The organism is Pantoea sp. YR525 (assembly GCF_900116775.1).
Taxonomy (GTDB): Bacteria; Pseudomonadota; Gammaproteobacteria; order Enterobacterales; family Enterobacteriaceae; genus Pantoea; species Pantoea symbiotica.
The window spans coordinates 358,278-380,242 of sequence record NZ_FPBU01000007.1 but is presented as its reverse complement, the minus strand read 5'-3'; the positions used below and the strand labels follow the sequence as shown (position 1 = coordinate 380,242).

Genomic DNA, 21,965 nt, shown 5'->3' with positions numbered 1-21,965 from the left:
CACGAACGAATTTGTCTCAGAACGGGCATGAGCCCGGTGGAATACCGGGCATCAAAAGAGATGTAAAATGTGTCCAGGTTTTGGGGTTCAGTGCATGGCCGCGCCCTCTGCACTCCCGGGCCCTGCGCCAGCCCAACCCGCCGCTGCGCGGTACCTTCACTCATTCACGATTCCTGACGGACCGGTGGCGATTCGCTCCTGCTCAGCGCCACCTCTCGCCGCATCCATGCGGCTCGCCCTGGAATCCCTCATTCGTTCAGCGGTTTAGGATGTCGCCTCAACCCCCGCGCTGCAGCAACTATGCATTTTCCTGATTTACCATCGCTACAAACCCCGTAGGGTCGCCATTTATGGCGACCGAAAGACACCGAACTGACGAGCATTAAGATATAAACGGGCGGACCTACGTTGATTTGGCTGATTTTTTATGCGAGCCACTCTTCACGGGTTAACTCCCACAATTCGTAATCGAGAACACCCGCCACATACTCTTTTTTACCGGTTTCTATCAGACGCATGCCAGATTTACGTGAGATGATCACCGAGCCGGTATTCACCGCCGCTTTTGGCACGCGTAATACTTCGCGGCCCAGCGTTTTAAACCAGAAATCATTAACGGCGTTGCAGGCTTCACTCATGAATCCGCGTTGCTGCCACTCAGGTACCAACCAGAATCCGCGGTTATCATTTTCTCCATCACGCAGTTCGATCAGCCCAATTAATTCCTCAGGCTTCTCCTGGCGTCTGATACTCCAGCACCAGCATCGACTTTCCTTGACGGCGGGCAACACCACGTTATCGACATAATCCTGCGCGGCACCTTCAGGATAAGGCCAGGGCACATTGGCATTGAGATAACGCACGATCTCCCAGCGTGGGAAGGCGATTTGCATCGCCTGCCCATCGCGGCTTTCCAGCGGCTTCAGGATTAGTCGTTCCGTTTTGATTTCTGGCGTCATATGTCCTCCATTTTGGGCTTTGGCTCCAGCCAGGTCATCGTCAATTAAGGTTTGTCCCTGTTATCCAGCCGTAGCTGCATAAATGTTAGATCCAGCCAGCGGCCAAATTTTGTTCCTACCTGTTTTATCTGTCCGGCATCGGTAAATCCTAGCTTGAGATGTAACGCGATTGAAGGTGTGTTTTCAGACTCAATGCCCGCCACCATCACGTGTTTGCCTTGCGCTGTCGCATGCGTGATAAGTGACCGCATTAATGCTAATCCAAGACCTTTTCCCTGTGCGGCGTTATGGACATAAACCGAATGTTCAACCGTATAGCGGTATCCATCCCACGGACGCCAGTCACCATAGGAAGCGTAACCGAGCGCAATATCATCCTCATCAACGGCGACCAGAACCGGAAATCCTGCCGATTGCCGATCTGACAACCATTTGATTCGGTTAGCAATATCGACCGTGTTATCGTTCCATATGGCTGTGCTGTTCTGCACCGCATGGTTATAAATATCCGTGATTTCCGCTGCATCTTTTTCAACTGCCGGACGTATGTTCACCATAGACACCTCGCTGTTATGCCACTAAAGTAGACGCTTCGTACACTATCTTATATATCTACTATGTCAGACAAAAAATCCACTAAAGAAGATGATTTAAACGCGCGAATTGGCAAAAAAGTGAAGGCTGAAAGAGAAAAACGCAGCTGGTCTTTGACCGAATTGGCTGAGCAGTCAGGCGTATCACGGGCGATGATCCATAAAATTGAACGGGGAGAAAGCAGTCCTACAGCAACGTTGCTGGCACGTTTGGCGGGGTCGTTTGATATGAGCATGTCGCAACTGATTGCGTTGAGCGAAGTGCAAACGGGCACATTACTGAAACAGCATCAGCAACCGGTTTGGCAGGATCCTGAAACGGGATATATCCGACGACATGTGTCGCCAGGGCAGATACCGCTCGATCTTGTCAGCATAGAATTGCCGCCCGGCGTTAGCGTGCCGATGCCGGTCATTTCCTATGTGTCGCGCCGTCAGCTTATCTGGGTTTTAGAGGGTGAATTATGTTTTCAAGAAGGCGATAAAATCTTCGAAATGCAGACGGGCGATTGTCTTGAATTGGGCGATCCTGCTGACTGTATTTTCAGGAATGACTCGGAACAACGTTGTCGCTATGCGGTAATCGTACTCAAATAAAAGCAGCAGCAGTTAAACATCCATTATTAATTGGACGTAAAACTGCCGCCTGGATTGTACCTTAATGCGCGCACCAGTTCCTGAGCGAATTAATTCCGCCATCCGGTGAGGTAAAACCTGAGCAGCCTAAGATCGAGTCGAATAACTTCTCGTGGAATACCGGCGCTTTGTCATTCTGCAGTTGCTGAAGTTTGGCAAATGACGCTTTGTTATTACTGTCACTTAAAAACTTATCCGATGCCCAAACCATAATCGGCACCGTGCGCTGCGCCATTGGTGCATGATCGCGTGGTGTGCCGTGGAAATGCAGATTATCGGAAATCGATTCCCCATGATCAGAGGCATAAAACACGATGGCATTTTTATCTTTCAGGCTATCGAAAGTCTGCTTGAGAAAATAATCGGTATACAAAAGGCTATTGTCGTAGGAATTAATCATCTCCTGCGTGCTACAGGCATCATCAATGCCCTGACACTCCGGCGTATAGCGTGCAAACGCGCGTGGATAGCGTTCGGTATACATATAATGTGAGCCTTTGGTATGGAGAATCACAATATGTTTACCCTGCGGATGACGCTGAATTGAGTCCTGCAATTCATTAATCAACGCCATATCATCCACCGGCTTACCAACATTGCGCTTCTCCGCCTGAATAGATTCACGCATCGAATAACTGTCGGCCATGACTTTGTTATAGAACCAGGCTTCGCTCTGCATGGAGTAGAGATCTTCAGAGAATCCTTGCTTCTTCATCACCGTGAAGACATTCATCTCTTTCAGCGTGCGCTGCGGGGCTTCTGAAGCGCCGCCTTCTCTAACAAACATACAGCGCAGCGAGAGCTTAGTGGAGGTATCACAAGAGTAACCCTGCAAGTGAACCAGGTTTTTTTCGTGATCGAGATAAGGCGTGTTGTTGCGATCGTAACCGTATAAACCCATATGATCGCGGCGGGCACTTTCACCAATCACAAACACGATATACAAGTTATCCGCATTTTTCGGTGGAACGTATTTAAAGTGTTCAGCGGGATCGTAAAGATTACGATTATCTTCAGCCTGGCTGAACGAACTATAAGCCAGCAAGCCAACGCCCGATAACCAGTTAGACGGTGAATAGGTACCCGCAACAATGCCGCCGTAGCTGGCCATCATGCGATTATTCTTCTTATCCTGTTCATCCTGCACTTTGCCCATTAAATTCAACGGCAACCAGCAACCTAATGCGGCAATAATAATGGCGATGGTTTTATAAGACCAGTAACGCTTTTTACTGATATTTGTTACGGGATTAATGCGCATTCCGCGCCAGATTAGCCAAAGCGGGAGGATGTTAATGATCACCATCCACAGCATAAAGTGCCAACCCACCGATTCCTTAGAAAGGTCTAATGAATCGGTGGCTAAAACAGCGGCGATAATTCCATAACCAATATCAATATTAAAGAAAATCATGTAATAACTGGCCGCACTGGAGAATATCACCAGCATGGTCATTAATACGCGCGATAGATATTTCCCGGTTAATGAGGTTAACAACGTCAACAGCATTACCAAACAAAATGCAGCGATGATCTCCGTCACTAATGAAAGGGTGTTATCAAACTGCAGTTGCGTATAGCGACGGATGAAAATCGGAATATTAAGAAGTACGCCGATATAGAGCGAAATAAACACCGGTATATAAAACTGCTTAACCCAACCCTTTTTAAACATGTATTCCCCGTTATTATAATGAACAACTAAATCACTTGCCTGTAAATTGACAGCCCTAGGTAAGAGGATGGATTTGGGGATCAGTTCAACCATTGCTGGGCCTAAAGTATGTTATAATGTAACAACCAAAGGTAGGCGCTTATGCCTCGATTAGGGCTCGCAACCACCACTTTCCCCGCAGGCTGCTAATCAATGCAGTGAAGATCCTCATTCTGTATATGCATTTCCCTCATCAATTCATTCAACATGCATGACCATGAAAGTAAACATTATCGATGAAAATGATGGAATGACTGACTATTTGCGTTAAGGGGAAACTTCATGATTTATAAAATTGAATAAACAGGAAATTAAAGTTTTTATAAGGAGCCAGGAACTTTCTGATTGTTAAGGTGATATTCTGCACAAAAGTGCTTACACAAAATTTACAATCAATTTCCCTTAAGTCTTATTATGATGGCAAAAACATGGATGTCACTGGCGCTATGCGTCGGTATGATCACAACTTCTGCATTGGCGGCACCGTTAAATCCCGGCGACCGTGATTATATTCAGAACCAGCAACAGCAACGTTTGCAAAATGATCAGCAGCAGCGTGACGCATTGTGGAGTGCTACCGCGCCGCAGAGCACGCCAGCAGCGGATTCCGGCCAGGCCGGTCCCTGCTTTCCGCTGCAGCATATCGCTATTCGCAACGCCACGCTAATTTCTGCTGGCCAGCAGCAATCGCTGGTCGCACCTTATATCCACCGCTGCCTGAACTTAACCGAAATTAATTCGCTGGTGCATGCCATTTCTGACTGGTATATGCAGCGCGGCTATATCACCAGCCGGGCATTTTTAATTGAACAGGATTTATCGCAGGGCGAGTTAATTATTCCGGTGCTGGAAGGGAAGCTGGATGCCATTCGTCTCGACGGCCAGCATCCGCGTTCATTACAGATGGCGTTTCCCGGTCTGGAAGGCAAGGTGCTTAACCTGCGCGATATTGAGCAGGGCATGGAGCAGATTAACCGCGTGCGCACCACGCCGGTACAGATTGAAATACAGCCGTCGCCTAAAACCGGTTATTCGGTCGTCAATCTAACGGCCAAACCGGAATTTCCGGTCAGCGCATCATTAGGTTTCGATAATAGCGGACAGAAAAGTACCGGCGTTGGTCAGCTCAACGCCTCGCTGACGGGAAACAATCTGCTGGGACTGGCTGACCGCTGGTTTATCAGCGGCGGACGCAGCAGCGCCTTCAGCAACTGGCGTGATGCGCAGAACCTGCAGGCGGGCGTCAGCGTGCCTTACGGCTACGGCCTGCTCGACTACAGCTACAGCTGGAGCAACTATCACAGCAGCTTCGTTAATAACGGCTTTACCTGGCTAAGCAACGGCGACAACGTGTCGCACCGGCTAAACGGTTCGTGGGTGCTGTTCCGCAACGGCGATATCAAAACCGGCGTCCAGCTCGGCCTGAATCATTACTCCAGCCACAACTATCTCAACAATACCCTGTTGCAGAGCAGCAGCCGCAAAATCACCAGCGCGCAGCTGGGACTCAATCACACGCAGAAAATCCTCGGCGGCGTCGCTACGCTCAACCCAACGTTCAGCCGCGGCATGCCGTGGTTTGATGCCGAAGATGACGCGGGAAAAACCGGCGATTTGCCCAAAGCACAGTTCCGCAAGTGGAGTATCAGCGGCAGTTTCCAGCGGCCGCTGGCTGACAAACTGTGGCTGCTGAGCAGCGTTTACGGCCAGTGGTCGCCCGATCGGCTATACGGCAGCGAACGCCTGACGCTGGGTGGCGAAAGCTCGGTGCGCGGCTTTAAGGAGCAGTATCTCTCCGGAGATGCCGGTGGCTATCTGCGCAACGAACTGAGTTACAGCCTGTTCACGCTGCCGGTTCTGGGCGACGTCAGCGCGCTGGCCGCCATCGACGGCGGCTGGTTAAAGAGCGACGCGCAGAACCGCGAGTCCACCGGCACCTTGTGGGGCAGCGCGGTAGGTCTCAACACGCGCGGCCGCAACTTCTACACCCAGTACACCGTCGGCATTCCGCTTAGCTATCCCGGCCATCTCCAGCCGGATCACGTCAGCATTTACGCCCGCGTCGGGCTGGTTTTCTAAGAGGCAAAGATTATGGACGATCGTCAACCCGTTTCCCTCGCCCGTCGCGCGCTGAGTTACCTGATTTGCTATCTGGTGGCGGTCCAGCCGATGTTGCCTGCTGTCGCCGCGCAAATTACGCCGGTAACGCCGGGCACAAAAATGGATGCCGCCGGCAACGGCGTGCCGGTGGTGAATATCACCACGCCCAACGGCGCCGGGATTTCGCATAACCAGTACCAGCAGTACAACGTTGGCAAAGAAGGTTTAATCCTCAATAACGCCACCGGCCAGCTTACCCAGACGCAGCTGGGCGGCCTGATCCAGAACAACCCTAATCTGAAAGCCGGGCACGAAGCGCAGGCGATCATCAACGAAGTGGTTGGCGCCAACCGTTCGCAGTTGCAGGGCTACACCGAAGTAGCGGGCAAAGCCGCTAACGTGATGGTAGCCAACCCGTACGGTATTACCTGTAACGGCTGCGGCTTTATCAACACGCCGAATGTCACGCTGACCACCGGTAAACCGCAGCTGGATGCCAACGGCAATCTGGCTGCGCTGGAGGTGACGAAAGGATCGGTGATCGTCGAAGGTCAGGGACTGGACGGCAGCAGCGCCGATGCGGTGTCGATCGTCGCGCGTGCAACCGAGATCAACGCCGGGATCCATGCGAAAGATTTGTCGGTGACGGTCGGGGCAAACCGCGTGGGTGCGGATGGTTCCGTCACGCCGATTGCCGGTGAAGGTGCGGCGCCGTCGGTGGCGGTGGATACCGGCGCGCTTGGCGGCATGTATGCCAATCGCATTCATCTGGTGTCGAGCGAAAAGGGCGTTGGGGTTAACCTCGGTAACCTGGTGGCGAAGCAGGGTGATATTCAGCTGGATGCCAGCGGTAAACTGACGCTGAATAACAGCCTGAGCAGCGGGGCGCTGACGGCGAATGCTGAATCAGTGACGCTTGGTGGGGAAAACAAAGCGTCCGGACAGGTCGCGCTCAGTGCACAGCTGGATGCAACGCTCAATAAAGGCACGCTGGTCAGCGACGCCGGAGTAAGCGTCACGGCGAAAGGAAATCTCACCACCAATGGCGCCAGCATCACTGCAGGACGTGATATTCAGCTCAGTGGCGTAACCGTTATTACCGACAGCAATGCCGTCGCGAAAGCCGGTAACGATATCCGATTGCAGGCGCAGGATCGGCTCAGCAACAGCGGCCAACTGACGGCCGGAAAAAGCCTCAACATCACGGCCAAACAACTCGATAATCACGGCATGCTGGCCGGTAACACCACCGGCATCACCACAAGTAGCCTGCAGAATGGTAAGGGCGCGGCCATCTCCGGCGCAGAGAGTCTAAGCCTCAGCAGCGACAGCTTGCTGAATCAGGGCGTATTGTCCGCGCCGGTGCTCTCACTCAGCAGCGTGCAAACTGACAACAGCGGGCTGATTCAGGGCAGCAAAGCGCTGACCTACAGCGGCAACCGCCTGAACAATCTGGCGGGCGGCACCCTGAGTTCGGACAACAGTTTTGCACTCAATCTGCCGCAGCTGATTAACAGCGGGCTCATCACCAGCAAGGCAGCACTGACGCTGAGTGGCAACGCGCTCACCAACAGCGGCGAAATCAACGCTGCCAGCCTGTTTGCCTCAAACGCGCAGCTGAACAACCAGCAGGGCGGCCTGCTGCTCGCGGATAACACCCTCAATCTTCAAAACGCTGCGCTGACCAATGACGGTCAAATCGCCGCAGCGACAACCCATGTTGATGCCAGTACGCTGAACAACAGCGGCACGTTGCAGGGCAAACAATCGCTGCAGGCCAGCGGCAAGGTGATAACCAGCAGCGGTACGTTACTGAGTGACGGCAAATTAACCATCGCAGCAGACACGCTCACTAACCGGGGCCAGCTGCAGGGACAGCAACTGGCGGTGACGGCGGGCAGCTGGCATAACAGCGGCAATGCGTTAAGTGCGGGTGATGGCGTACTCAACGCCGCAACGCTTGATAACAGCGGCAAAATTCTTGGTCAGCAGAACCTACAGCTCAAAGCAGATTCTGTTGATAACAGCGGCTGGTTGCTGGCGCAGGCGCTCAGGCTTAAGGGAGATTTAGTTAACAGCGGGCTGATTCAGGGCAGTGATGCACTTACGGTGACGGGCGATAAACTCAGTAATAAAACCGGCGGCCAGTTACTGAGTGCCGGCACGCTGACTGCTCAGGCTGGAAGCCTTGATAATCAGGGCAGCATTCAGGCCGACACGCTTGATATGCGGCTGCAAAGCTGGCAGAACGCCGGCAGCGCCCAGGCGACCACACAGTTCCTTGGCACCCTGAGCGGCGCGCTGGATAACAGCGGCACACTGCTGAGCCAGAACGATTTTGCTCTCATCAGCAACGACATCACTAACAGCGGTAAGCTGGCGGCCAACCGACTCAGCATCACAGCACCTCAGCTGACCAACGCCGGACTACTGCAGGGTAACAGCTCGCTATCACTGAACAGCGCGGATATCACCAACGCCGCCAGCGGTCAGCTTATCAGCGGCGGTTCGCTGACGCTTTCCCCGGTACAGCTGACCAATGCGGGCCTGCTACAGGTGGCGGATGACTTCAACATCAACGGCCGTGACCTGACCAACAGCGGACGCATCACCGCAACCAATCTGAATGCAGACCTGAGCGGCACGCTGAATAACAGTGGTTCGATTGCGGCACAGCAGTTGAACGTTTCAGGTGATGTGCTGAAGAATCAAAGCCTGCTACAGGGTGACAGCGGACTTAACGCGAATTTCAGGCAGTTCAGCAACCTGAGTGCGGGGCAGCTTCTCAGCAACGGTTTTCTTGCAGTGAAGGGCGCCACAGCTGACAACGCCGGCGTGTTGCAGGGCAACAGCATTGACTATCAGTTTGGCTCGCTGACCAACAGTGGCACGGTTTACGGTATTGACGCACTTAAAGGTCAGTCCGACGGGCTGCTGGATAACCGTGGCAGCCTGACAGCGGGCGGCAATGCCAGCCTGACGGCGGGCAACCTGCAAAACAGCGGTAAGGTACTGGCCGGTAATCTGGTGTTACGCGGAAATAGCCTCAGCAACAGTGGCTTATGGCAGGGAACATCCTCGCTGGATGCGCAATCGCGCGGCGCTTTGACACAGGCGGCTGGCGGCAAAACGCTGACCGGCGGCGAGCTGCTACTGAACGCAACTGAGCTCAACACGGCGGGCACAATCCAGGGTGACAACGCGCAAATCAGCGCAGGACGCTGGCAGAATCAGGGCTCGTTGCTGGGCACCACATATGTGTCTGCGGACGTTGCGGGTGAGCTGCGCAACAGCGGTGAAATATTGTCGCAGGGCACGGCACAGGTCAGCGCGCAGAACCTGAATAACAGCGGCTCGCTGCTGGCGGATAAAGCGATGACGCTGAGTGGCGGCGCGCTGAATAACAGCGGCAGCGTGCAGGGCGAAACGCTGGCAATTACCCCGGCCAGCGTGACCAATCAGGGCAGTCTAATTGGCCTGCAATCGCTGACTATCGGTCCGGCGCAGACCCGTGGTTTCCGCATGCTGGCGGTACAGTCGCAGCCCGCACGTGAATTAATCAACAATGCTGGCGGTCAGCTGCTGACGCAGGGCACGCTGAACATCACCGGTGATGTCATCACCAACAACGGCAGCTGGCAGGGACAGCAAATCCTGCTGAACGCCACCCGCCTTGCCAACAACGGCGCCATCCAGAGCGCTGGCGATCTGACGCTCAACCTCAGCGATGCGCTGACGTCCGCCACGGGCAGCAAAATCACCGCCAACGGCAACGCTGCGCTCAACGCACTCAGCCTCACCAATCAGGGGCAGTGGATTGCCGGAAACCTGACGCTGAAAGGCACGACGCTTAACAACGGTGGAGAAATCTCCGGCGTTAACGGACTGACGGCAGTGCTCGGCGGCACGCTGACGCAGCAGCAAAATGGCGCGCTGTTATCAGGTGGCAAACTGGATGTTCAGGCGGCGACGGCTAGCAATGATGGCCGCATTCAGGGCGGTAATCTGACGATCACCACTGGAACACTGACTAACAACGGGCGGTTGCAGGGAGATAACAGCCTGTTGCTGAACACCCGTGGCCGCATCACCAACAACAATAGCGGGACGCTGATAAGCCAGAGCGGTCTGACGCTGACCACGCCAGAGCTGTATAACTACGGCCTGATTCAGGGGGCAACTAACCGCATCACCGCCAGCAACAATGCTACGAACAGCGGAAAAATGCTGTCTGCGGGTGAGCTCACTCTCACCACTCCTCAACTCACCAATAGCGGCTGGTTGCAGGCAGCGCAGCTGACGCTAAATGCTGCCAACGCCAGCAACAGCGGCACTTTGCTGGCCGATCAGCAGGGAACCTTAACCGGCTCGCAACTGCTGAATCAGGGAACTGCGCAGGGTGGCTCGCTGGCGGTCAATTATGGCCAGCTCAATAACAGCGGCACGCTGCTGGGTGTCAATCAGCTGAACGTGAAGGCCAGCCAGGTCACGCAGCAGGCAGCAGGAAAGCTGTTGAGCGGTGGCAATCTGCTGCTGGAGAGCACCGGTTTTGATCAACTGGGTCAGGTGGTGGCGCTGGGCGATGCCACGCTGAAACTCATCAATAGTTTTACAGCACGTAATACGCTGGCCGCAGGTAAACGCCTGACTATCAGCAGTAACGAAGCGATTGAGAACCAGGGCACGTTGCAGGGGCAGGCACTGACGTTGAACGCAGGCGGCGATCTGACGAACAATGGCCAGCTCACCACCGGAACCGGCGACAGCAGCCTGAGCGGTAACCGCATCAATATGAACAGCGCGGGCACGCTGCAGGGCGGCGGCAATGTTGCACTGATCAGCCGCAGCGACTTAGCACTCAATGGCTTCACCGGCACGCGTGGCAGCCTCACCATTTCCTCGCCAGGCAGCATTGTGAATACGGCGTTACTTTACGCCGGACAGAATCTCTACCTGTACGCTAACAGCATTCAAAATCAGCGTGGCGATATGCTGGCAGGCAACAGTCTGTGGATGCAGCGCGATGCGGCGGGGAATGCCAATGGCGAGGTGATCAATACTTCGGGAACCATTGAGTCACAGAATGGTGATATCACGATTAGGACCGGACATCTGCTGAATCAGAGAGACGGATATCAGGTCACGGAGGAAACGCACCAGTATTTCGACGGCAGCGCTGCTTACATCGATTTGCCTTTTTCTACGTTCGATCCAACGCAGTACACCTTAACCAAAGAAGTTAGCTGCGGCGGAGGGCGAAATGATAGCTGCCATACGAGCTATCCGTTAACCCTTAATGAGGATCAGCATCAGCAAAAGGTTCTAATCGGAGAGAAAATTGTAGGCGCGACTGCCAGTGGAGGATCAGCAAGAATCTCAGCAGGTCGCGATATAATGGCCAGCGCTACAACGCTTGATAATGTAGCCAGTGATATTCTGGCCGGGAGGAACGCTTTCTTATCTGGTGATAGTCTGAACAATAGCTCCTCTGCGACAGGACGTTATCAGACCTGGCAAACATATGATTGTGGCGCCACAAGGTTCACCAGCTGCAGCCAAAATGTCAAAGATGGGAAAATTTCTAACGCCTCCTCTTTCCGTTTTGGCTTTATAGGCCAACCAGAATATGTCTCGATAGAAGACGGATATAGCTATCGTGCCGTCATTCAGGCAGGCGGCAACGTTAACGCCAGCTTCAGTGGTGATATCAGCAATACCTCCACGACTTCCAACGCCGGCTGGACAGGCACCTCTGTCAATGCGCCTGTATTAAATCAGCTCGCCGCAATCGGCCAGGTGGCAGCTCAGCAGCGCCAGCAACTCGCCGCCACAGATAAGGTGGCGATCAACTCTCCCGAATGGCGCGACCAACTGCATAATGCCCTGCAGCAGGTCAACGGTGGCACATCGCTGCAAAATGCACAGCCTGAAACCGTTGGGCTCTCAAATCACAATGGCAAACAACAGGGCAACGCGAACCTTGGTAAGGCCGCTGAACTGGCGTCAGGCAGCGCAGTAAAACCGTCGGCTCTGGGCAGCTATGGTGCTTCAGCGGTGGATACCAGCGCCTATCCACTTCCCACCAGTGACAATGGTTACTTCGTCCCGGGCGACAGCAGCAGTCCCTATCTCATCACCGTAAACCCGAAATTAAACGGTCTGGGGCAGCTGGACGCCAGCCTGTTTGGCGATCTCAATCAGTTGCTGGGTAAACAGCCTGGCAGCGCACCACAGGAAAGCCGTCAGAAGTATACCGACGTGAATACTTTCCTCGGCTCGTCCTATCTGCTGGACAGGCTGAACCTTAAGCCTGACAACGATTACCGCTTCCTTGGCGATGCGGCATTTGATACGCGTTACGTCAGCAACACCGTTCTTAATCAGACCGGCAGCCGCTATCTGAATGGCGTGGGCTCCGATCTGGACCAGATGCGTTATCTGATGGATAACGCCGCCGCGTCACAGCAGTCTTTAGGCCTGCAGTTTGGTGTATCGCTTACCGCGGATCAGGTTGCTTCACTGGATAAGAGCATCATCTGGTGGGAAGCCACCTCGGTGAATGGCCAGACGGTGATGGTGCCGAAAGTCTACCTGTCCGAAAAAGATGCGGCGATGAACAACGGCAGCGTGATTGCCGGGAACAACGTCACACTTTCCGGCGGTAACATCACCAATAGCGCCAGCACTATCGTGGCGCAGAACGCTGTCAACGCCGACAGCCAGAACAATATCGACAACCTTAAAGCCGGGCTGATTAAAGCCGGAGGCGAGCTGAATCTCAGCGCGCTGAATAGCATCAACAACGTCAGCTCGACAATCAGCGGTAAAAAGGTGGCGCTGGAAAGCGTCAACGGTGACATCAACAACAGCACCATCAGTTCACAATGGACGATCGGCGGCAACGGGCCAGTGCAGGCAAGCAAGACGCTGCTTGGCCAGACGGCGGCGATTACGTCGCTGGATGCGCTCAGCCTGAAGTCCGGCAACGATATCAACCTCACCGGCTCCTCACTCAATGCGGGCGGCGATCTGCTGCTCAATGCCTGGCACGACCTCAGTCTCAACAGCATCGAGACCAGCGAAAGCCGTAAAACAGGTAACAAGGAAACGCATAGCTCAGGTGCTGAACGCACGACCGTTTCCAGCGGCGGCAATCTGACGTTAAAAGCCGGGCAGGATATCACCAGCCAGGCGGCAGCGCTGGCGGCGGAAGGTGATATTGGTCTGCAGGCGGGGCGTGATATCAATCTTGAGGCGGAAGCAACAACATCCGGCAACAGCGAGCGCGGCAGTAAAAAAACGGTTATCAACGAAACCGTACGCCAGCAGGGCACTGAAATTACCAGTGGCGGCAATATCTCTCTGGTCGCAGGCCGCGATATCACCAGCAAGGCGAGTGATTTAACTTCCGATCAGGATCTGGCTCTAAAGGCTGGCCGTGATGTGAACATCTCTACGGCGACCGAAAGCGATTATGCCTACAGAGAAGAAACCAAAACCAAAAAAGGGTTCCTGAAGAAAACCACCACCCATACCATTCAGGAAGACAGTTCAACCATTGAGAAAGCCTCACATCTGAGCGGCAATAATGTGTCGGTCACGGCAGGCAATAACCTCACCATCCAGGGCTCCTCCATCGCGGGTGATAAAGGCGTGGCGCTTAACGCGGGCAACGACCTGAACCTGATCACCGCCACCAATACCGCATCGACCTATAGCCTGAAAGAGGTGAAGAAAAGCGGTCTGATGGGCAGCGGCGGATTGGGCATCAGCTACGGCAAGCAGTCGGCAAAGAGTGAGTATGACGGCGCCAAGGTAACGGAAAGCGATGCGCGCAGCCTGGTCGGTGCGGGCAACGGCGCGGTGACCATGACCGCAGGCAACAATGTGCTTATCAAAGGCAGCGACGTGGTCGCCGGCGGTCAGAAAGGCGACATCAGCATAACGGCGAAAAACATCGCCATCGTCTCGGGCCAGGACCAGGTAAACGAAAACTACAAACAGGAGAGCAAAAGTTCAGGTATCGGGCTGAGTCTGACCGGCACGCTGCTGGATACGGTGCGCAACCTGCGTGATGCGATAAACCAGAACAGCTCGGTGTATGCGCAGGGGAAAGCCGTTGGCAATGAACTGGGCGCCACGGCGCTCGATACGCCCGATGTTGGTATGACCTATCACAGCGCATCGGCAAAGGCGAATCAGAACAGCCAGAGCGTCTACCAGAGCGGCAGCGCCCTGACTGCGGGTGGAAACGTCACGCTAAATGCCAAAGGTAATGCCGGTAACCCTGATAACGGCAATATCCTGATTGCGGGCAGTTCCATCAGCGCTGGCAAAGCCGCTTCCCTGCAGGCGAGCGGCAATATTGATGTGCTGACCGCTGCGGACAGTCAGAAGGTCACTTCAGAGAGCAGCAGCAAACAGAAAGATTTCACGACCACGGTTTCGGCCGGTGCGATGGCGCGCATGGTCGGCGGTTCACCCAACAATGGCGCACCGGCCTCTCCGGTGGGACTGGGTCGCCAGCAACAGAGTAGCGATGGCAGCTATCTGACCCAGCACACCTCATCCATTACCGGCAATACCGTCAGCCTGAATAGCGATAAAGGCGACATCACCGTTTCCGGCTCTACGCTGACCGGGCAGCAGGGTGTGGTGCTGACGGCGAAAGAGGGCAACGTCAACCTGACCACCGGCGAAGATCAGCAAAGCATGAGTGCGCACGGTTCCAGCACCACCATCGGCTCGCTTGGCGGCGACGGTTACAGCGGCACCATTGGCTGGGGTAGCACCGCGTGGAATAAAGCGAATAACGCCAGCCAGCAGAATAATCTGCGCAGCGGCGTGGTCAGCGAACAGGGCAACGTCTCTGTCTTTGCAGGTAAAGATGTGACGCTGCAGGGAGCGGACGTTTACGCCGGAAATAAACTGGACGTCGACGGCCAGAACATTCACCTGACGACTTCGCAGGACAGCAGCAAAGCCAGCAGCGACAGCAAATCCACCCAGTACGGCGTGACGGTGCAAATGTCAGGCTATGGCGTGAGCCTCGCACAGGCAGCAGATAAGGTAGTTGATTCGCACAAGAACAGCAGCGATCAGCGCCTGCAGGCAATTTATGCAGCGCAGGCAGCGATGACCGCGCTTTCGGCATACACGCAGAGCACTGCGGCGGTAAAAGTCACCGTCAGCGCCACGGCCGGCAGCAGTCACCAGTCGATGGAGCAGAACAGCAGCGAACAAAGCGGCACCGTTCTTAAGTCCGGCGGTGATACTTCTCTGACTGCAAAGCAGGATATTACCGTCCAGGGTGCAAAAATCAGTGGCGACAATGTCTCACTCAGCGCAGGCCGCGATATCGCACTAAGCAGCAGTGAGGACAACAGCAGCCAGAAATCCAGCAGCGGTGGCAGCCACTACGGCGTAGGAGTTGGGTTTGGTCTCGGCGGCAGCCAGAACGGCTTCTCAATTGAGCTGGCCGCCAGCCAGAGCAGCGCTAAAGGCAACGGCAGCAGCGTTACCCACCATAACAGCGAAGTGACGGCAGCGGGCGACCTGACGGTGAAAGCGGGTCAGGACGTCACGCTCAACGGTGCCAACCTGAACGGCAACCACGTGGACCTGGATGCAGGCCGTAACCTTGAGATTGCCAGCCAGCAGGACCGCGCCAGCTACGACAGCAAGCAAAGTTCCACGGGTTTCAGCGCCAGCATCTGCGTGCCGCCTATCTGTGCCGGCGTACCGGTGCAGGGCAGCGCCAGCATGAGCGGCAGCAAAATCTATAACGATTACGCCTCCGTGCAGCAGCAGAGTGGTATCACTGCGGGTGACAACGGCTACAACATTTTTGTCGGCAACCACACACAGCTGGACGGCGCGATCATCGCTTCATCCGCAACGCCGGACAAAAACCACCTCAGCACCGGGACGCTCGGCTGGACCAATATAGAAAACCACGCCAACTCGGGCGGCAATGGCTACAGCATGGCGGTCAGTGGCAGCATGGGCGCTCCTACTGTGCCGGAATCCGGTAGCTTTATTTCAAAATTACCGAACGGTGGGCTGTCGCAGCAGTCGGGTAACAATCCTATGCCTGTAGCGACACTGGAGCAGACTAAAGATCGCGCGAGTTCAACCACCTACAGCGCCATCTCGCCAGGGACGATTGAGATCCGTAATCCTGATGCTCAAAAGCAGGATGTGTCGCAAATCAGCCGTGATACCGCCTCTGCGGAGAATGCGCTGAAGGATAAGTTTGATGCGCAAAAGGCCGAGGACAGTATGGCCGTACAGCGTGAAATGGCCGTGCTGGGTCAGCAGGTCATTCAGCAGACGTTCGACTACCTCAAGCTTCAGGCGAAGCAGCAGGAGCGCAACAAGCTAAAGAACGATAAAGCTTTCAATGAAATGACGACACTGGAGCAGGAGAAATATCTCAGCGAGCGTGACAAAGAGGTCGAAAAACAATATGGCATCGGTTCGGACCTGCAGATAGCGGCGCAGGCCATCAGCGGCGTGTTTGCCGGTCTCGCGGGTGGAAACGTCAGCGGCGCAGTAGCGGCCGGGGCAGCACCGTTGCTGGCGAAGATGGTGAAAGTGGTGTCTGAAGGCAATGAGCCTATGCGCGTGATTCTGCACACTCTCGCATCAGGTTTAATTGCCAAAGCGCAGGGCGGCAGCGCAACAGGTGGAGCTGCCGGAGGGTTAGCCGCCGGTGTAATGAGTTCAAGTGACAAGCTGAGCCAGATGTTCTTTGGCAAATCTGTTTCTGAACTCTCTGAAGATGAAAAAATGCTGGTCGCCAACATCGTTACTCTGGCGGGTGCAGTGGCTGGAGGCGCAGTAGATGGGCGGGTTGGTGTTGTAAGTGGTGCATCGGCGGGTAGGACGGAAGTTGAAAATAACTATCTGAGTGTGTCGGAAAAATCAGAACTTGAAATAGCGAAGCAAAAACTTAAAAACAGCCGAGACCCGGCAGAGCGTGAGCAAGCTGAGAAAGATATTACCCGATTAGCGGAACTCAGTTTATCAAGGGATGAGAACGTGATAGCGGCTTGTAGCAATGGTCAGGCGGCAAGTGCGGGTTGCGCTAGCGCTAGGTTGAAGGCTTATGCTGTGAAGGTTGAGTACGAAAGCACCGGCAACTATAACTCGAAAGCCAGCCAGATGTATGCCGATGCTTACGGCGAGATAGTAAACCTGCTGAACATCACCAGCGTTGATGCGCAAAATCAGCAGCAGGTGAAAGATGCGATGGTGAACTATGTCATGGGGTATCTCCATACTGATAAAGCCGCGGCATCTGCATACATTGAAACCTATGATGGGATGAAGCTGGTTATTGCATCTGTCGCGCCAGTGCTGGGTGCTGCTGCTGCCGGAAAACTAAACGGATTAATCGCTGAAAGTTCAATCAACCTGGCAAATCAGAAATATGTTGATATCCTTTCGCCTGAAGCTAAGCAGCATATTTTATATGGAGATGGGCCGACTAGCGGGGGGCATTTATACCCCGGAAATCCAGGAAAAACAGTATTTCCACAAGATTGGACAGCCGATAAGGTTGTACATGAAATAGGTGATATTGCTACTTCACCGGACACTGTCTGGTATGCCCAAACTGGTACTGGTGGTAAATATACCAGTAAAGGGGACCCTGCTAAGTGGGTTGCATACGAAGAGCGAGATGGAGTACGTATTCGTGTCGTCTACCAACCCGCTAATGGTAAAATAATAACTGCATTCCCAGATAGTAACCCAATGCCACCATACAAACCGGCAAAACAATAGAGGTAAATTAGGGATGTTTGCTGATCGAATAACTAACTTTGGACGCAAGCTTGATGACAAGTTAGACCAGGAGCTTTTAAAAGGTGCTTTGGATTATATAAATTTTAATGAGGAGCCCTTGGCTTTGGAGATTCTCTGTGATCATATATGTGAGTATGACGTAGCACTCAATCAAGCAGAGTATGACGAAGTGATAGCGCTTGCAAAAGACATGGGGTTAGATGTGAATGATGCTCCATTTAGGCATATGAAACAGTTGGTTGTATGATAAAAACCCCGGTCACCAAACCGGGGTTTTACCTTATCACCCAGCAGTTGTCAGCTAAGTGTTCATCTCTACCAACCTCGGGATCACCACGATTTTTCGGCCAGCCTGAACCCATGTGCCATCATTCAGTGCACCTCCGGAGGATGGCCCGTTACGTTGTGGTTCCCCTGCTCTCGAACATAATGCACGGTTTAAAGTCGGTGGTAGGTCGCAGGCGCGTTAACTCCTGTCTTACCAAACGCTGAGCTATCGCAAGCTGCAGGATAATATTCCTTTATTTGTGGCAACGCTGAGGCAGAGTAAAGGTTGAACAGTTTCGATACTAAGATCAAAGCCACCGTATGCTTTTAATGTTGACTAACTGTAGACTTAAGTTCTTAGTTTTGAGCGTAATTATCCATGAAGTCGACCATAGCGCCGGAATGAGCGTCAACATGCCGGATATATCGCATTACCGTTTCTGGTTTCGTCCACGTACCTTCCTGCATAATTTGCGCAGTGCTATATTTTTTGTGGCCATATCGACCGCAGCGCCCACGCGAGTGCTTTGGCCTGACCATCCCCGATAACGATTTTTATTTGGCGGCGCATCCTGCCCGGAGCCTGCTTCACGCCATGCGCGGGCAAAAATATCCTCCAGCGCCCGAGTAGACAAAGGCTTTAGCGTTACGGCTGTCGCACAATTAGTGAGGTGAACAGGACCGAAGATAAATGCATCCGGTTTGTGAATCAGCCCTGATTCATTTAGCCACTCCGTAAGTCTTTGCGACGACAGATCGCCCAGCGCTTTTATCAGGCCACCGGTCATCACAATCGGTTTGGTCCAGGCCACATCTAGAAAGATTCGGCCATCTTGCGCGAGAGAGATGCCGCACACGCAGATGTCCAAGTTCACTGACACGCAGCAACGTGGCATATGCCACATGCAGAAATGCCAAATCGCGGCTCTGCTCCATCTTGTTGGAGCCTGACCAGCAGTAGTCCCTATCTCATCACCGTAAACCCGAAATTAAACGGTCTGGCAACTGGACGCCAGCCTGTTTGGTGACCTCAATTAGTTTCTGGGTAAACAGCCTGGCAGCGCACCACAGGAAACCCGTCAGCAGTATACCGACGTGAATACTTTCCTCGGTTCGTCCTATCTGCTGGACAGGCTGAACCACAAGCCTGACAACGATTACCGCTTCCTTGGAGATGCGGCATTTGATACGCGTTACGTCAGCAACACCGTTCTTCACCAGACCGGCAGCCGCTATCCAAAGCTATCTATCTGGTAATCAAAAGGGATATTTGACACTTAACTACCAATCTTCCTCTGCGATTGGTATTAGTGTTACAAATGGCTCAACAAGTGCAGTTCAGGCAACAAATGCGAAAGTTGTTAATGGAAGAGATTCTTCTATGCCTGATGGGTATAAAATTATTACAGGATATCCAACACCGTGAATATTGAAGAAAAGTATCCATTATTGAATTATTTTTTAACAAGTTATTTCCATCAGGATTTTGATGTGCTGTTCGGTAGCGCTGATGAAACCATAGCAGCTTACCGAGTGACGGAAACAGCAGAAGAGCAGTCGAAGATGAAAACTGAAATAGAAAATCTGATTGTACTTGCTCTGCCAGAGGACAAATTGCAGGACATATTGCTTAATAAAATGGATTGTAACTATTACTACCCTAATGCATGGGACTCATCAGAATCGTGGCTACAACACATTGCTGATCAGTTAAGCTAAAAAAAACCCCGGCCACCGAGCCGGGATTTTACATTATCAGCCAGCTATCGCCAGCCGGATGATCATCTCTTCCGGCTACGTGATCACCTCGATCTTCTGCCCGGTCTCAAACCCCAGCGCCGCCATCCAGTACCCCTTCAGGGTGATGGCCGGTGGCTGCGTGAAGTTTCGGTAATCTCGCACATAACCTGCGTTGTAAAGCCGGTGACAGCTTGCGGGCGTATGACACCTCTGACTTCTGATGCAGTTCAGCCATAGTAACTCGCTCCTCTAGTCGTTGTGGCTAGAGGGTTGTCGACGTCTCACCACGTTCAGTCCGCGCCAAAAATTCTCTCTGTCAGCTGCCTGTCTCCTGCTGCTGCGCTTAAGCACGTTGTTGAGGTAATGCCTGACTAAAATCGAAGAAAACGAGGTAAAGATCACTGACAATGCCGAAAAAAGGAAGTAGGATTTAATCCTACTTAGCGGAGTGAAGGTGTTCCAATGAGAACAACACAGCAGATGAGTATCACGCTGCCGAATGAAATGGCGGCACAGGTGAAAGCACGCGTTGCCAGTGGCGAATATGCCTCAGAGAGTGAAGTTATCCGGGAAGGTCTGCGGGCGCTGATGGCTCGTGATAATGCGGTGGAACAATGGCTACGGGAAAAGGTTGTACCGGCCTGGGAAGCACTGCAACGCGGTGAAACAGAAAGCCTCAGTGGTAACGATATCAGGGACAGACTGAAAGCCGAGCACAGGAAGGCAACCGGAGAGTAACAATGGACTACAGGGTAGTATTCGCACCGGAAGCGGAAGAACAACTGGCGGAACTGTATCGGTACATCGCAAAGGCGGCGACACCGGAAACGGCTCTGAGCTATACGGAAGGCGTTATCAGTTACTGTGAGTCTCTGGAGCGTTTTCCGCATCGGGGAAATCGCCGGGACGATATCCTGCCAGGGCTGAGAGTTACGAACTATCGCAAGAGAACAATCATCGCCTTTATGGTCCGAGATAAGACAGTGAGTGTTCTGGGTGTATGGCACGGCGGGCAGGATTACGAAAATGATCTGCTTAGCGATGAAGCGGACTGAGTGCCAGGGGCGCAGTAATGGGGTCGTCGGCTCGTTATAAGCATGCTGTGTTCTATCCTGGGGTAGAGAGCCTTTGCATGGAGTGAGCAATCGTCTATTGCCAGGCGAATTATCATCTGCCCGGTTCGGTTTTGGTCAGAGTGAGCAAACACAAAATCGGTAACGGGTGCATCAGGTGAAGGGCAGCAGTAATCACAGCGGCAGCACTGATGTAATGCACGGCGGCTGATTATTCATAACAGTGGCAAAAAGCGCATCGGGGCAAAAAACTCTGGTCCCGGAAACGCACCGACAAAAATGTGCTGCAAGCTGCTGACTGCACAGGGAAAAGCGGTGAGCGTCGGCTGACTCTTAAGCAGAACCAGTCACGCGCTCACGAAATGACACAGTGCAGGGGCAATTCTGACTGTGAAAAGAACGTCATTGAAAATTATAAAAAGCTTAATGCAGAACAGCATCAGAGTGTTATTGGATGCACAGGCGCTCAGGATTGTGTCAATAAAGCTAATTAAATGGGATTTATTTTAAGAACGGGTTTCTACAGCTTAACGTCATTTTAACTTGAGCACACTTAGGCTTGTTGTAATAAGACCCGACGACTGGAGATAGGAGTAAGATTGGTAATGATCATCTTTATATAGAATAGGAAATAAAAATGAAGGCTATTTTGAAAAATATTTCAAATGACGATTTTGAATTGGATAATTTTCATCCGGAAGATGAGCAGCGTTTTTCGCTCCGGTTGTTATTGCGTATTGGAGGTGAAGATAGCTCTGGGGCAGACAACTTCGATCTCCGTATTTGTACCCCGGAATGGCTTTGCGAGCACCTCTGGCTTCCGGAACTGATGCGGCATACGCTTCTGGTGCGTAAATACGATCTGGACGAAATTAAAAAAAACATCACAGGTTACATCGATCGGTGTGAAGGCAATGACTGGACGGAGATAGCACAAAAACTCTCTCACTTTTTTGCTTGGGAATATGAAGACTATCAGCTTAAATGAAATGCCTCTAGGAATCGCGTCAAGATCGTTTTACCAGCCACTTACTCATTAGTAAGCCGGATAATCACTTATCGGAACGGTGAA

13 protein-coding genes and 2 pseudogenes are annotated in these 21,965 nt (G+C 53.0%); 10 read left to right on the top strand and 5 right to left on the bottom strand.

The genetic code is table 11. The features are described 5' to 3' along the window. Positions 1–425 precede the first annotated feature (425 nt). Positions 426–959, bottom strand: a complete 534-nt coding sequence (locus tag BM323_RS16535) for a GNAT family N-acetyltransferase (RefSeq protein ID WP_008110779.1) — start codon at positions 957–959, stop codon at positions 426–428. Positions 960–1,003: 44 nt separating this feature from the next. Continuing rightward, complete coding sequence (locus BM323_RS16530; RefSeq protein ID WP_254773279.1) at positions 1,004–1,513, bottom strand: GNAT family N-acetyltransferase; 510 nt, start codon at positions 1,511–1,513, stop codon at positions 1,004–1,006. 63 nt (positions 1,514–1,576) lie between these two features. On the opposite strand from BM323_RS16530, the gene BM323_RS16525 reads away from it, so the two are divergent. Beyond that, on the top strand, positions 1,577–2,149 hold the full coding sequence (locus BM323_RS16525; protein ID WP_008110774.1) for a helix-turn-helix domain-containing protein: 573 nt from the start codon (positions 1,577–1,579) through the stop codon (positions 2,147–2,149). A gap of 61 nt (positions 2,150–2,210) precedes the next feature. Here BM323_RS16525 and eptB read toward each other — a convergent pair whose 3' ends face one another. Next, positions 2,211–3,863 carry a kdo(2)-lipid A phosphoethanolamine 7''-transferase gene (gene eptB, locus BM323_RS16520; protein WP_036650328.1) on the bottom strand — a complete coding sequence of 551 codons (1,653 nt, stop codon included), beginning with the start codon at positions 3,861–3,863 and terminating at the stop codon, positions 2,211–2,213. Positions 3,864–4,316: 453 nt separating this feature from the next. Between eptB and BM323_RS16515 the strand changes: the two genes are divergently transcribed. The 3 genes from BM323_RS16515 to BM323_RS16505 are packed head-to-tail and all read left to right on the top strand — an operon-like array spanning position 4,317 to position 18,060. Beyond that, entirely contained in the window at positions 4,317–5,981 is a 1,665-nt protein-coding gene (locus BM323_RS16515) for a ShlB/FhaC/HecB family hemolysin secretion/activation protein (RefSeq protein WP_008110769.1), read from the top strand. Between the two features lie 12 nt (positions 5,982–5,993). Further along, positions 5,994–17,792 (top strand): hemagglutinin repeat-containing protein, encoded by an 11,799-nt coding sequence (locus tag BM323_RS16510; RefSeq protein WP_091024798.1) that lies wholly within the window; start codon positions 5,994–5,996, stop codon positions 17,790–17,792. A 13-nt stretch (positions 17,793–17,805) separates the two neighbouring features. Continuing rightward, positions 17,806–18,060 carry a MafI family immunity protein gene (locus tag BM323_RS16505; protein ID WP_008105712.1) on the top strand — a complete coding sequence of 85 codons (255 nt, stop codon included), beginning with the start codon at positions 17,806–17,808 and terminating at the stop codon, positions 18,058–18,060. A 377-nt stretch (positions 18,061–18,437) separates the two neighbouring features. Here BM323_RS16505 and BM323_RS16500 read toward each other — a convergent pair. Further along, positions 18,438–19,043 (bottom strand): annotated as a pseudogene (locus BM323_RS16500) (tyrosine-type recombinase/integrase); the annotation flags it as partial. Between BM323_RS16500 and BM323_RS24750 the strand changes: the two are divergent. The 3 genes and pseudogenes from BM323_RS24750 to BM323_RS16490 all read left to right on the top strand — a co-directional run. Continuing rightward, positions 19,034–19,316 (top strand): annotated as a pseudogene (locus BM323_RS24750) (hypothetical protein); the annotation flags it as partial. The pseudogenes BM323_RS16500 and BM323_RS24750 overlap by 10 nt on opposite strands. Beyond that, positions 19,255–19,506: an RNase A-like domain-containing protein gene (locus BM323_RS24745; protein ID WP_175501714.1), complete on the top strand. Its 252-nt coding sequence runs from the start codon at positions 19,255–19,257 to the stop codon at positions 19,504–19,506. The pseudogene BM323_RS24750 and the gene BM323_RS24745, both read left to right, overlap by 62 nt. Continuing rightward, entirely contained in the window at positions 19,503–19,799 is a 297-nt protein-coding gene (locus BM323_RS16490) for a contact-dependent growth inhibition system immunity protein (protein WP_008105711.1), read from the top strand. The genes BM323_RS24745 and BM323_RS16490 overlap by 4 nt, the downstream gene beginning before the upstream one ends. 75 nt (positions 19,800–19,874) lie before the next feature. Here BM323_RS16490 and BM323_RS24740 read toward each other — a convergent pair whose 3' ends face one another. After that, positions 19,875–20,042 carry a SymE family type I addiction module toxin gene (locus tag BM323_RS24740; RefSeq protein ID WP_071531655.1) on the bottom strand — a complete coding sequence of 56 codons (168 nt, stop codon included), beginning with the start codon at positions 20,040–20,042 and terminating at the stop codon, positions 19,875–19,877. A gap of 240 nt (positions 20,043–20,282) precedes the next feature. On the opposite strand from BM323_RS24740, the gene BM323_RS16480 reads away from it, so the two are divergent. The 3 genes from BM323_RS16480 to BM323_RS16470 all read left to right on the top strand — a co-directional run bounded on the left by BM323_RS16480 (position 20,283) and on the right by BM323_RS16470 (position 21,881). Continuing rightward, a complete protein-coding gene (locus BM323_RS16480; RefSeq protein ID WP_008105709.1) occupies positions 20,283–20,558 on the top strand; it encodes a type II toxin-antitoxin system ParD family antitoxin in 276 nt (91 codons plus the stop codon). A gap of 2 nt (positions 20,559–20,560) precedes the next feature. Beyond that, positions 20,561–20,875, top strand: coding sequence for a type II toxin-antitoxin system RelE/ParE family toxin (locus tag BM323_RS16475; protein WP_008105708.1), 315 nt, complete (start codon positions 20,561–20,563; stop codon positions 20,873–20,875). A 655-nt stretch (positions 20,876–21,530) separates the two neighbouring features. After that, a complete protein-coding gene (locus tag BM323_RS16470; protein ID WP_008105707.1) occupies positions 21,531–21,881 on the top strand; it encodes an immunity 8 family protein in 351 nt (116 codons plus the stop codon). The last annotated feature ends 84 nt before the right edge of the window (positions 21,882–21,965 follow it).